13 protein-coding genes are annotated in these 12,018 nt (G+C 73.5%); 6 read left to right on the top strand and 7 right to left on the bottom strand.

Features of this window, described 5'->3' with window-relative positions:
* Positions 1–48: 48 nt before the first annotated feature.
* Both BLW85_RS13300 and BLW85_RS13295 read left to right on the top strand, forming a co-directional pair.
* Entirely contained in the window at positions 49–1,032 is a 984-nt protein-coding gene (locus tag BLW85_RS13300) for a small ribosomal subunit Rsm22 family protein (protein WP_074992153.1), read from the top strand.
* A 202-nt stretch (positions 1,033–1,234) separates the two neighbouring features.
* Positions 1,235–1,969 (top strand): bifunctional DNA primase/polymerase, encoded by a 735-nt coding sequence (locus BLW85_RS13295; RefSeq protein WP_074992152.1) that lies wholly within the window; start codon positions 1,235–1,237, stop codon positions 1,967–1,969.
* A 5-nt stretch (positions 1,970–1,974) separates the two neighbouring features.
* Here the strand turns inward: BLW85_RS13295 and BLW85_RS13290 are convergent, their stop codons facing one another.
* The 4 genes from BLW85_RS13290 to efeO are packed head-to-tail and all read right to left on the bottom strand — an operon-like array spanning position 1,975 to position 6,199.
* Positions 1,975–2,967, bottom strand: coding sequence for an SCO2278 family lipoprotein (locus BLW85_RS13290; RefSeq protein ID WP_074992151.1), 993 nt, complete (start codon positions 2,965–2,967; stop codon positions 1,975–1,977).
* On the bottom strand, positions 2,921–3,799 hold the full coding sequence (gene efeU, locus BLW85_RS13285; protein ID WP_074992150.1) for an iron uptake transporter permease EfeU: 879 nt from the start codon (positions 3,797–3,799) through the stop codon (positions 2,921–2,923). The genes BLW85_RS13290 and efeU overlap by 47 nt, the downstream gene beginning before the upstream one ends.
* A 3-nt stretch (positions 3,800–3,802) precedes the next feature.
* Positions 3,803–5,050 carry an iron uptake transporter deferrochelatase/peroxidase subunit gene (efeB, locus tag BLW85_RS13280; protein WP_074992149.1) on the bottom strand — a complete coding sequence of 416 codons (1,248 nt, stop codon included), beginning with the start codon at positions 5,048–5,050 and terminating at the stop codon, positions 3,803–3,805.
* Between the two features lie 12 nt (positions 5,051–5,062).
* On the bottom strand, positions 5,063–6,199 hold the full coding sequence (gene efeO, locus BLW85_RS13275) for an iron uptake system protein EfeO (protein ID WP_074992148.1): 1,137 nt from the start codon (positions 6,197–6,199) through the stop codon (positions 5,063–5,065).
* A 112-nt stretch (positions 6,200–6,311) separates the two neighbouring features.
* Here efeO and BLW85_RS13270 point away from each other — a divergent pair, with 112 nt between their 5' ends.
* Positions 6,312–7,178: a hypothetical protein gene (locus BLW85_RS13270; protein WP_079172326.1), complete on the top strand. Its 867-nt coding sequence runs from the start codon at positions 6,312–6,314 to the stop codon at positions 7,176–7,178.
* On the top strand, positions 7,171–7,815 hold the full coding sequence (locus BLW85_RS13265) for a PhzF family phenazine biosynthesis protein (protein ID WP_070027543.1): 645 nt from the start codon (positions 7,171–7,173) through the stop codon (positions 7,813–7,815). The genes BLW85_RS13270 and BLW85_RS13265 overlap by 8 nt, the downstream gene beginning before the upstream one ends.
* 73 nt (positions 7,816–7,888) lie before the next feature.
* Here BLW85_RS13265 and BLW85_RS13260 read toward each other — a convergent pair whose 3' ends face one another.
* Together BLW85_RS13260 and map are read right to left on the bottom strand one after the other, a co-directional pair.
* The gene (locus BLW85_RS13260; RefSeq protein ID WP_074992147.1) at positions 7,889–8,536 is read right to left on the bottom strand and encodes a biliverdin-producing heme oxygenase; all 648 of its coding nucleotides are present in this window, start codon (positions 8,534–8,536) and stop codon (positions 7,889–7,891) included.
* 140 nt (positions 8,537–8,676) lie between these two features.
* Entirely contained in the window at positions 8,677–9,534 is an 858-nt protein-coding gene (map, locus tag BLW85_RS13255) for a type I methionyl aminopeptidase (protein ID WP_070027541.1), read from the bottom strand.
* A 60-nt stretch (positions 9,535–9,594) separates the two neighbouring features.
* Between map and BLW85_RS13250 the strand changes: the two genes are divergently transcribed.
* Entirely contained in the window at positions 9,595–9,825 is a 231-nt protein-coding gene (locus BLW85_RS13250; RefSeq protein ID WP_070027540.1) for a hypothetical protein, read from the top strand.
* Here BLW85_RS13250 and BLW85_RS13245 read toward each other — a convergent pair whose 3' ends face one another.
* Positions 9,826–11,103, bottom strand: coding sequence for an MFS transporter (locus BLW85_RS13245; protein WP_071828632.1), 1,278 nt, complete (start codon positions 11,101–11,103; stop codon positions 9,826–9,828). It lies immediately after the preceding gene.
* A gap of 116 nt (positions 11,104–11,219) precedes the next feature.
* Between BLW85_RS13245 and npdG the strand changes: the two genes are divergently transcribed.
* Positions 11,220–11,924 carry an NADPH-dependent F420 reductase gene (gene npdG, locus BLW85_RS13240; protein ID WP_074992146.1) on the top strand — a complete coding sequence of 235 codons (705 nt, stop codon included), beginning with the start codon at positions 11,220–11,222 and terminating at the stop codon, positions 11,922–11,924.
* Positions 11,925–12,018: the final 94 nt, after the last annotated feature.

The raw sequence follows: 12,018 nt of genomic DNA, 5'->3' as shown, positions 1-12,018 counted from the left end.
CGGGTCACGGCGGACCGGCGCGCGCGGCGGGCGCCATAGAATCACCGGGTGAACGACCCCGTACAACCGGCCGAAGCCCTGCGCAGGAGTCTCGCCGAGCTGCTCGACGGGCTGCCGCCCACCCAGGCCGCGGGCGCCGTCGACCGGCTGATCGCGACCTACCGCGGCGACACCCCGACGCACGCGCCGATCCTCCGCGACCGCGCCGACGTCGCCGCCTATGCCGCCTACCGGATGCCGGCCACCTTCGAGGCGGTGCGCTCGGCCCTCGCGGCGTTCGCGGACGCGGTGCCCGGCTGGGTGCCCGGCAGCCACGTGGACGTCGGCGGCGGCACCGGGGCGGCCACCTGGGCGGTGACCGACACCTGGGCCGGAAAGCGGCCGGTGACCGTGCTCGACTGGGCCGAGCCCGCGCTCGCCCTCGGCCGGGAACTGGCCGCCGCCAATCCGGCCCTCGCCGGCGCCCGCTGGCAGCGCGCCCGCATCGGCGCGGGGCTCGACCTGGAGCCGGTGGACCTGCTCACCGTGTCGTACGTGCTCAACGAACTGACCGAGGCCGACCGCGCGGCGCTCGTCGACGCCGCCGCGCGCGCCGCCCGGTCCGTCGTGATCGTGGAGGCCGGCACGCCCGCCGGGTACGCACGGGTCATCGAGGCCCGCGACCGGCTGGTCCGGGCCGGGTTCCGGGTCGCCGCGCCCTGCCCGCACAGCGCCGCGTGCCCGATCGTGCCCGGCAGCGACTGGTGCCACTTCGCCGCGCGGGTCGGCCGCTCCTCCCTGCACCGGCGGGTCAAGGGCGGCTCGCTGGCGTACGAGGACGAGAAGTTCTCCTACGTCGCCGCGACCCGGCTGCCGGCCGAGCCCGCCGACGCCCGGGTGGTACGGCGCCCCCAGATCCGCAAGGGCCAGGTGCTGCTGGACCTGTGCGAGCGGGACGAGGCGCTGCGCCGCACCACGGTCACCAAGCGCCACGGCGACCTGTACCGGGCGGCGCGGGACACGGACTGGGGCGCGGCCTGGCCCCCGCGGTGACCCTCCCGGCCGGGCGCCCAGCCGGTGCGGCGGGCGGCGGCGCACTTCCGTCCCGGGGGCGTGCGCCGGCGCGTCCGGGCCGTCACCCGGTGTGAGGTGCGTCTCGCCGGAATCCCTCCCGTATCCGCCTGCGACCCCCCGAAGGGCACGAAGGTGGGACCATGAGGCATGCTGTCCGCACACCAGCGAGGCGAGGGGATAGATGAGCGGGACGTTCGGCGGCCGGGGCGGCCGACAGGGCAGACTCTCCCAGTGGCTGCGTGGACGCCGCCCGAAGGAAGCCGCCGACGACGGCGGCCGTGAGGCCCTGCTGCTCGCCGCCGGCGGCGCGGGACTGCCGCTCGCGCCCGCCGCGCACCCCGCGCCCGGCTACGGGTGCTCCTGCGACCGGGTGGGCTGTCCCACCCCGGCCCGGCACCCGGTGTCGTTCGCCTGGCAGACCCAGTCCACGACCGACCGCGCCCAGATCGAGCGGTGGGCCCGGCACCAGCCGGAGGCCAACTTCATCACCGCCACCGGCATGGTCCACGACGTCCTGGACGTACCGCTCCAGGCCGGGCGGGAGGCGCTGGAGCGGCTGCTCGCGGAGGGCGTCGAGGTCGGGCCGGTGGCCGAGAGCGACGACGGCCGGATGCTGTTCTTCACCCTCACCCGGGGCACCCCCGAGGACGAGGACGAGTGGTGGCCCTGCGAGCTGGACTGCCACCCCGAGACGATGGCCGAGCACCCGGGGCTGCGCTGGCACTGCCGGGGCTCCTACGTCCTCGTCCCCCCGGCCCGCCTCCCCGGCGACGGCCAGGGGGTCCGCTGGGTGCGCGGTCCCGAGCACCCGCTCCCCGAGCCGCTGACCCTGCTGGAGGCGCTCACCGACGCCTGCGCCCGCCACGCCGGCGACGGCTCCCCGCACATGGACCCGGCCTGGCCGCTGCGCCACTGAGCCGCTTACTCCCCCTTGGCGGCGGTGAGCCCCTGCACCCGTCCCAGCATCGAGATCTTCCCCTTGCCCGCCGGGTCGAGGGCCACCTCGCCGGCTATCGACTCCAGGGTCAGCGACTGGTGGATGTCGCCGGTGGTCAGGGCCTGGACCGCCTTGCTCGGAGCGGGGACCGAGGTGCCCGCGGCGGCCGTCTGCTTCTCGTAGTGGTGGGTGGTGAAGAAGACCAGCGCGCCGCCGTCGGCCGTGCGCAGGGCGAGGGGGGCGTAGTCGTCGTGGGTCAGGGGCTGGTCGATGTACTGGCGGACCAGACCCGGCTTGCGCGCCATGTTCGTGCGGTAGGCGCGCAGCGTGCTCGTGCTCGGCCCGTCGGCGAAGCCGTCGCCGCCCTTCTTCAGGTAGGAGACGTAGGCGCGGCTCAACTCGGCCGGTTCCGCGGCCAGTCCGGGCGATCGCGCCGGGACCGCCTCCGCCCAGCCGGCCTCGTCCTTCTTGAACTCCGGTACGTCGCGCGGCGCGACCAGCGTCAGGTACGCCACCCGCCAGCGCTCGCCCAGGTCCCCCCGGGTGAACACCAGCAGCCAGCGGTAGCCGCCCCCCTTGTTGCCGCGCGCGTCCGCCACGAACCAGCGGGGCCAGCCGGCCTTCTTCGGGATGGTGATCTTCACGTCCGTCAGCTTCAGCGGGACGTGACTCGCGTTGCCCGACGGGCTGTTGACGTGCCCCGCCTTCAGCCGGGCACCGTCGATGTCGGCGAGCGGGCCGGTGACGTAGGGCGCGTCGAGGGAGCGGTCGTACGCCTTGTCGGCCTTGTTGTAGGCGTCGGTGAAGGCGGCCACCGCCTTCGTCGCCTCGGCCCGGGTGGCACCGGGCAGCACCTCGCGTTCCCCGTGCACCACCACGCACCCGCTCGCCGTGAAGGACATCGCGGCCAGCGTGGCCGCCATCAGTGCGTCACGGCCGCGCCGGCGAAGCCGTCGAGGACTGCGTTCCCTGGTCATCGGGCTCCTTCACCTTCCCCTTCCCGGAGGCGAACCCTACCGGGGCGAGGAACACCATGAGCACCGGGACCAAGTACAGCGCCCACACCGTGACCTGGACGACCGTCGGGTCCGGCTGGAAGTTGAACACGCCCTTGAGGAGCGTGCCGTACCAGCTGTCCGGCGGGATGGTGCCGCTGATGTCGAAGGCCAGCCGGTTGATGCCGGGGATCCAGTCGGCCTCCTGGAGGTCGTGCACGCCGTACGCCAGCACGCCCGCCGCGACCACGACCAGCATGCCGCCGGTCCAGGTGAAGAACTTCGCCAGGTTGATCCGCAGCGCGCCCCGGTAGAACAGCCAGCCCAGCAGGACGGCCGTGGCGATGCCGAGGGCGACGCCGATCAGCGGGCGCGGGGTGCCGTCGCTGGCCGCGTGCACCGAGGCCCACACGAACAGTGCCGTCTCCAGACCTTCCCGGCCGACCGCGAGGAACGCCGTGGCGACCAGCGCGCCGGTGCCCATGGCGAGCGCCGCGTCCAGCTTGCCGTGCAGCTCCGACTTCAGGTGCCGGGCGGTGCGCCGCATCCAGAACACCATCCAGGTCACCAGGCACACGGCGATGATCGACAGGGAGCCGCCCAGTGCCTCCTGCGCCTGGAACGTCAGCTCCTGCGAGCCGAATTCGAGCGCGCAGCCGAAGCCCATCGCCAGCGCGATCGCGATGCCGATGCCGGTCCAGATCGGCCGCAGGGCGTCCCGGCGGCCGGTCTTGACCAGGTAGGCGATCAGGATGCAGACGACGAGCGACGCCTCCAGTCCCTCCCGCAGGCCGATCAGGTAGTTGGAGAACACGGGCTACGCCTCCTTCGAGAACAGTGAACGGCCCCACCAGTCGGTGGCGTCCCGGACCCCGGGCGGGATCGCGAAGACCGCCGAACCCACGTGCTGGATGTACTCGTTCAGCGCGTCGTGCGCCGCCAGCCTGCGTTGCAGCGGGATGAACCCCTCGCGCACGTCGCGCTGGTAGGCGAGGAAGAACAGGCCCGCGTCGAGACGGCCGAGGCCGTCGGTGCCGTCGGTGAAGGAGTAGCCGCGGCGCAGGATGGTGATCCCGCCGTTGGCGTCCGGGTGCGCGAGGCGCACGTGCGCGGTGGGCTTCATCGCCTTCAGGAACGGCTCGTCGTGCTCGCCCGCCTTGCCGACCGGCGCGCCCTCGCGCTTGTCCCGCCCGAACACGTCCTCCTGCTCCTGGAGCGAGGTGCGGTCCCAGGTCTCGATGTTCATGCGGATGCGCCGGGCGACCAGGTACGACCCGCCGGTCATCCAGTCCGGGCCGTCCCCTTCGCCGACCCACACGAACTTCTTCAGCCGGTCGGTCTCGGTGCCCGCGATGTTGCGGGTGCCGTCCTTGAAGCCGAACAGGTTGCGCGGGGTCTGCGCGTCCGGGGTGGTGGAGGAGGTCTTGCCGAAGCCGAGCTGGGACCAGCGCACGGCGACCTTGCCGAAGCCGATGCGGGCCAGGTTGCGGATCGCGTGCACGGCGACCTGCGGGTCGTCCGCACAGGCCTGGACGCACAGGTCGCCGCCGGTGCGGGCCTTGTCCAGGTTGTCCCCGGGGAAGTGGGGCAGGTCGGCCAGGGCGGCGGGCCGCTGCTCGCGCAGCCCGAACCGGTCGAAGAGGGACGGCCCGAAGCCGATGGTCAGGGTCAGCCGGGACGGGCTGAGGCCCAGCGCCTCGCCGGTGTCGTCCGGCGGGGCCTCGGCGAGCCCGCCGTAGGCGCCCTCGCCGACCGCCTTGCCCGCGGTCATCCGCCGGGCCGCGGCCGTCCAGTCCTTCAGCAGCTGGACGAACTCCGCGCGGTCGTCGGTCTTCACGTCGAACGCGGCGAAGTGCAGCCGGTCCTGCACGGGGGTGGCGATACCGGCCTGGTGGGCGCCGTGGAACTCCACCGCGCCGTCCGTCCCGGCCGCCTCCGCGCTGCCGGAGCCTGCGTTGGTCAGCGCCACCGCGCCCCCGGCGGCCACGGCCCCGAGCGCGATCCCGGCCCCGCCCCAGCCGATCAGCGCCCGGCGCGAGGGCCTGGTCTCCTGAGCCTCGGTCATCGACTCCCGCTCCTACTTCACGACCGCGGCGGCGAGCTTCGACAGCGGCTCGGCGAGCGCGTTCACCGCGTCCGACAGCTCCTTGCGCTGCTCGCCGGTGACCTTGTCGTAGGAGACGAACTCGTACGAGGTCTTGTCCGCGCGGTACTTGTCCAGCACGCCGTCGAGCGCGGCGAACTGCTTGTCCAGCTCCTTGACGAGCGCCGGGTCGTTCTTCACGGCGACCGGCTTGAGCAGCTCGTACGCCTTCCGCGCGCCCTCGACGTTGCCCTTGAAGTCGACCAGGTCGGTGTGCGAGTAGCGGTCCTCCTCGCCGGTGACCTTGCCGGTGGCGACCTCGTCCAGCAGCTCCTTGGCGCCGTTGGCCATGGAGGTCGGGGTGATCTCGGCGGTGCCGACCCGCTTCTGCCAGTCCGTCAGGTCGGTCACCAGCTGCCCGGCGAGGGTCTTCTCCTCGGCGCCGATCTTCTTGTCGGCCCACAGGGCCTTCTCCAGCCGGTGCCAGCCCGTCCACTTCTGGCCCTTCTCCAGGCCGTCGGCGCGGGTGTCCGTCTTCGGATCGATGTCACCGAAGGACTCGGCGACCGGCTCGGTGCGCTCCCAGCCGAGGCGGGAGGGGGCGTAGGCCTTCTTCGCGGCGTCGAGGTCGCCGGCCTTGATCGCGTCGGCGAACTTCCCGGCGAGCGGCACGGTGGCGTCGGCCTGGTCCTGCGCGTACTGCCGGTACTCGGCGACGGCCTTGTCCAGCGCGGGGTCGCGCCGGGCGGCGCTGGCGCCGCCGGTGACGGTGAGCGGCTGCCGGACGCCGTGGCCCTTCATGCCGGGGCGGCAGGCTATCTCGTACGAGCCCGCCTTCACCTCGGCGGTCAGCGTGTACTTGGTGCCCGGGCCGATGTTCTCCTTCTCGGAGACGATCCGGTCGTCCGGGAACAGGATCTCGACCTCGGTGGCCTTCGAGCCCTTGTTCTCTATCTTCAGCGTGACCTGACCCGCGGGGACCGACTTCGCGGAGGTGTCACAGGCGGAGTCCGCGGCGGTGACCTGGATGGCCTTGCCGTCCTCGGCCTCGCTCTTGGCGGTGCAGGCCGACAGGGCGGTCAGTGCTGCCGCGGTGGCGGCTGCGGCGACGGTCAGACGGACGGCACGCATGCGGGCTCCCTGCGATCCAGTTTGGTGAGGCTGCCCTAACTTACCTGAGCCTTACCCTTCTCATACCCTTCGGGGTGCGTGATCCGGATCTCACGCCGGGGAGGCTGCGGCCATGGGGAGGGCGCACAGGGAACCGCTGGGGCGGGAGGGCGTGGTGCTGCGGGTGCGGGGCCGCGCGGACCCGCCGCCGCTGCGGTTCGAAGTGGCCGACGCGGGGCGCCTGCTGCTGCGCCAGGGCGCGCGGATCCTGCTGCTCGGGCGCGTGACGGAGGGGAACCAGGGCGTGCGCCTGCGCCGGTACGAGGGCTACCGCTCGCCGCTGCCGCCGGTGCGGTCGGCGCTGATGCGGGAGGCGGGCGACTGGGCGCACACCTACGCGCGCCGTCTTGAGGAGGCGCCGGAGGGCCCCCTGTACGAGGCGCGCTGGCACCTCGGCGTCCGCCACTGGTTCCCGCCCTACGTCTGGCACGGGGAGGACTTCGTCCGGGAGTGGCCCGCCTGTCACCTCGACTGGTCGGCCGCGGGCTGGAACGGTGTGGTGCCCCTGCGCCGGCTGTCCCCGCCGGACGCGGCCCGCGTGAAGGCCTACCGCAAGCACGCCCGTGCGGGCACGCTCGCGCCCGTGCTGCTGTGGTGGGTGAGCTGCCTGGACGGCTGGCTGCTGCTCGACGGGCACGACCGGGCGGTGGCCGCGCTGGCCGAGGGGCTGACCCCGCCCTGTGTGGTGCTCACCCGGCTGTCGGACGAGGAGGACTGGCGCCGGGAGGCCGACGGGATCGCCGAGGCGTACCGGCTGCTGGTGGAGCGGCCCGCCGCCGGTGAGGAGCGGCGACGGCAGGTCGTGCTGCGGGCCTACGGCGATACCTTGGGGGGCCTGCCCCTCCAGGAGGCCCGCACGCGCTCCTGGCCCCTCGCCGGCGGCGCCCCCGCCTGGGACGCGCTCGCCGCGCGGGCGGTGTTTCAATGCCCGGGTGACTGACTACGACGTACTGCGCGTCTTCTGCGGCCCGACCGGCGGCTACGGCAACGAGCTGGGTGTCGTCCGCGACGGCTCCGCGCTGCCCGAGCGTGCCGACCGGCAGGCGCTCGCCGCCAAACTCGGCTTCAGCGAGACCGTGTTCGTGGACGACCCCGAGCGCGGAGTGATCGACATCTACACGCCCTCCGTGCGGCTGCCGTTCGCCGGGCACCCCTGCGTCGGCACCGCCTGGCTGCTGGACGTCCCCGAACTCGTGGTCCCCGCGGGCGTGGTGGGCGCCCGCCAGGACGGCGAGTTCTGCTGGGTCGAGGCCCGCCCGGAGTGGCCCGAGCCGCGCACCCTGCGCCAGTACGCCACCCCCGCCGAGGTCGACGCGCTCGACGTGCCGCCGCCCGGCGAGTGGGTGTACGCCTGGGCCTGGGAGGACGAGGCCGCGGGCCGGGTGCGGGCCCGCGCCTTCCCCGGCCGGGGCGACGGCATCGCGGAGGACGAGGCGACGGGCGCGGCCGCGCTCCAGCTCACCGCCCGGCTGGGCCGCGCCCTCAACATCACCCAGGGCAGGGGCTCCCAGCTGCTCACCGCGCCCCAGCCGGAGGGCTGGGTGGAGGTCGGCGGCCGGGTCTTCCTCGAACGCTGAACGCTGAACGCTGAGTGCCGGGCGCCGAGCCCTGAACGCCGGGCGCCGGTCGTGGGCGCCGGGTGCCCGGCGTTCAGGCGCTCAGCCGGAACTCCTCGCCCAGCGCCCCGAACACCGCCGTGTTCAGGGCGAACGCCCGCCCGCACTCCCCGGCGACCCGCTGCTTCTCCAGGTCGTCCATCGCGATCCCGTCCAGCAGCTCCCGGTAACTCCGCTTGAACGCGGCCGGGTTGGCGATCTCCTCGAAGACGTAGAACCGCACCCCGTCGCCCTTCCGGTCGAAGCCCCACGTCCGCTCCGCTCGGTCCCGGATGACCTGGCCGCCGGAGAGGTCGCCGAGGTAGCGGGTGTAGTGGTGGGCGACGTAACCGCCCGGCCACCGCTCGGCGCACTCGCGTATCCGCTCCGCGTACGCCCGCGTCTCGGGCAGCGGGTCGAGCCCCGCCCGCCACCGCGGCCCGCGCAGATGCGCCAGGTCCCGCTCCAGCGCGGCCAGCCGGTGCAGCTCCGGCCGGATGAAGGGCCCCGCCACCGGGTCCGCCGCCAGCCGCCCGGCCGCGCCCTCCAGGGCCTCGTAGACGAACCACAGCTGCTCCGTGTAGCGCGTGTACGCGTCCACCCCCAGCCGGCCGCCGAGCAGGTCGCTCATGAAGGCCGAGGCCTCCGCCGCCGCGTGCTGCTCATGGGTGGCGGTGCGGATCAGCGTCGAGAACGACTCCATGGAACACTCCTCGGTTTGCCGACGTGGTGTCGGCAAGTTTACCGACAGCGTGTCGGAAACACACCAGGAGAGGGCCGGTGGGCATGCGAAAGGGCCCGCCCCCGGGTGGGGCGGGCCCTTCTGCGTGCAAGGTGGAACGCCTACGGCAGGGTCAGGATGTCGGCGCCGTCGTCCGTCACCACCAGCGTGTGCTCGAACTGCGCGGTCCGCTTGCGGTCCTTCGTCACCACCGTCCAGCCGTCCTCCCACAGGTCGTACTCGTGGGTGCCCAGCGTCAGCATCGGCTCGATGGTGAAGGTCATGCCGGGGCGCATCACCGTGGTGGCGTGCGGGCTGTCGTAGTGCGGGACGATCAGCCCGGAGTGGAACGAGGTGCTGATGCCGTGCCCGGTGAAGTCCCGGACCACGCCGTAGCCGAAGCGCTTGGCGTACGACTCGATGACGCGGCCGATGATGTTGATCTGCCGGCCCGGCTTGACCGCCTTGATGGCCCGGTTCAGGGCCTCGCGGGTGCGCTCGACCAGCAGCCGCGACTCCTCGTCCACGTCCCCGACCAGGTAGGTGGCGTTGTTGTCGCCGTGCACCCCGCCGATGTACGCGGTCACGTCCAGGTTGACGATGTCGCCGTCCCTGAGGACGGTCGAGTCCGGGATGCCGTGGCAGATGACCTCGTTGACCGACGTGCACAGCGACTTCGGGAAGCCGCGGTAGCCCAGCGTGGACGGGTAGGCGCCGTGGTCGCACATGTACTCGTGGGCGACCTTGTCCAGCTGGTCCGTGGTGACGCCGGGCGCGATGATCTTCGCGGCCTCCGCCATCGCCCGCGCGGCGATGCGGCCGGCGGTCCGCATCGCCTCGACGGTCTCCGGAGTCTGCACCTCCGGCCCGGTGTACGGCGCCGGCGCGGGCTTGCCGACGTACTCGGGGCGACGGATGTTGCCCGGGACGGAACGGATGGGGGACTGTTCCCCCGGTACGAGCAGCGACTGGCCAGACATGCCGGCGAGTCTATCGAGCGCACATGGGGGAACATGTCGTTGGCGAGAGGAGCTGATCCAATGCCCCTGTTCAAGAAGCGCACCGCGGGCAAGCCGGGTGAGTGGTACTACTGCCTGGAGCACAAGAAGGTCGAGGAGGGCCCGGACTGCCCGGGCAAGGACCGCTTCGGGCCGTACGCCTCCCCGCAGGAGGCCCAGCGGGCGATGGACCTCGCCGCCGAGCGCAACCTCCAGTGGGAGAACGACCCGCGCTGGCACGACACGGCCGGGACGGACGCCGACGAGGAGTGATCACGCCTCCCCGGGCACGGCCGCGGCCCGCCGCTCCCGCATCCGCACCGCGTGGACGTTCGTCCGCGCGTCGTACGTCATGAGCCCCGGCAGGCACAGCGCGAGCAGGCCCACCGCGCCCGCGCAGGCCAGGCCGCCGGAGACGACGGAGGCCCGCAGCCCGGTCAGGGCGGCGAGGCCGCCCGCGCGGACCTGGCCCAGCTGGGGCCCCACCGAGTAGGACAGCAGTTCGATCCCGGCGAGCCGGCCGCGCAGCTCGTCGGGGATCGTCTGGTTCCACATCGCGGACCGGAAGATGCCGCTGACCATGTCGAAGGCGCCGCCGAGCGCCAGCAGGGACAGCACCAGCCAGACGTTCCGGGCCAGGCCCGCCCCCGCGACCGCGAGGCCGAAACCGGCCGCCGACAGCACCACCATCAGACCGTGCCGGCGCACCCGCGAGGCCCAGCCGCTGGTCAGGCTCACCAGCAGGGAGCCCGCCGGGATGCTCGCGTACATCAGTCCGAGCGCCCAGTCGGCGCCCAGGTCGTCGGCGAGGAACGGCAGCACCGCGAGCGGCATGGCCAGCGACATCGCCGCGAGGTCCACGACGTAGGTGCCGAGCAGCTCCTTGCGGCTCCACGCGTACCGGGCACCCTCCGCGACGGCCCGCAGCGACGGCTTCGCGGCCTCGTGGGCGGCGGGGGAGGCGGCGATCGGCACGATGTACGCCAGCGAGACGGCGAAGGTCAGCAGGTCGGCGGCGTACGCCCAGCCGAGGCCCGCGTAGGCCACCACCACCCCGGCGAGTGCCGGGCCCGCCACCCCGCCGACCGTCCAGCGCAGCGAGTTCAGCGAGGCCGCGGCGGGCATGTCGGCATGGGCGACGATCCGCGGCCACAGCGAGTCGAGGGCCGGACGCTGCACGGCGCCGAGGGCGGAGGACAGGGCGGCGACGGCGTACAGCGGCCAGACCGCGGGGTCCGGCAGCAGGGCGTTGAGCAGCAGCGCCGCGCTGAGCAGGCCCTGACCGGCCTCCGTCCACAGGATCAGGCGCCGCTTGTCCAGCGCGTCGGCGAGCGCGCCGCCGTACAGCCCGCACACGATCAGCGGCAGCAGCTCGACGGCGCCGACGGCGCCCACGGCGGCGGTGGACTCCGTGAGGTCCTTCAACTGAACGGGCAGGGCCACGAAGGTGAGGAAACTGCCGAAGTTGCTGATCAGCCCGGACTTCCACAGCCGTCGGAAGTCCGCGGACGCCTTCCAGGGGGAGAGGTCGGGGAGCAGGGCGGAGGTCACCCGGGCATGCTCGGGCGGCGGCGGTGCGGCGGCAACCCCTTTTCCGCTCCCGGCCGTCCGCGCCCTCGCCTTCCGTCCCGGCCGTCCGCCCGCACCCGGCGACGTAGAGTCACACCATGACCTCTAGCGACAGCGCACAGAAGGCCCCCGCCAAGGACCCCTGGGACCTGCCCGACGTCTCCGGACACGTCGTCGGCGTGCTCGGCGGCACCGGGCCGCAGGGCAAGGGACTCGCCTACCGGCTCGCCAGGGCCGGGCAGAAGGTGATCATCGGCTCCCGGTCCGCCGACCGCGCCCGGTCCGCCGCCGAGGAACTCGGGCACGGCGTCGAGGGCGCCGACAACGCCGAGGCCGCGCGCCGCAGCGACATCGTGATCGTCGCCGTGCCGTGGGACGGCCACGGCGACACGCTGAAGTCGCTCGCCGCCGAGCTGGCCGGCAAGCTCGTCGTGGACTGCGTCAACCCGCTGGGCTTCGACAAGAAGGGCGCCTACGCGCTCAAGCCCGAGGAGGGCAGCGCCGCCGAGCAGGCCGCCGCGCTGCTGCCCGACTCCCGGGTCACCGCCGCCTTCCACCACCTGTCGGCCGTGCTGCTCCAGGACCCGGAGATCGAGCGGATCGACACCGACGTCATGGTGCTCGGCGAGGCGCGCGCCGACGTGGAGATCGTGCAGGCGCTGGCCGGGCGCATCCCCGGCATGCGGGGCGTCTTCGCGGGCCGGTTGCGAGGCGCCCACCAGGTCGAGTCGCTGGTCGCCAACCTGATCTCGGTCAACCGCCGCTACAAGGCGCACGCGGGGCTGCGGCTCACCGACGTGTGACCTTCCGGCCCGCGAGTCCGGGCCGACCTTCCTGTGAGCCGCCGCCGGCCATGGGGGACACTGTTCGCCGTAGCAGTGTCCCCCGACAGGAGCC

The organism is Streptomyces misionensis (assembly GCF_900104815.1).
In the GTDB taxonomy this organism is placed as follows: domain Bacteria; phylum Actinomycetota; class Actinomycetes; order Streptomycetales; family Streptomycetaceae; genus Streptomyces; species Streptomyces misionensis.
The sequence above is the reverse complement of the archived record's forward strand: the minus strand, read 5'-3'. Positions and strand labels throughout refer to the sequence as shown.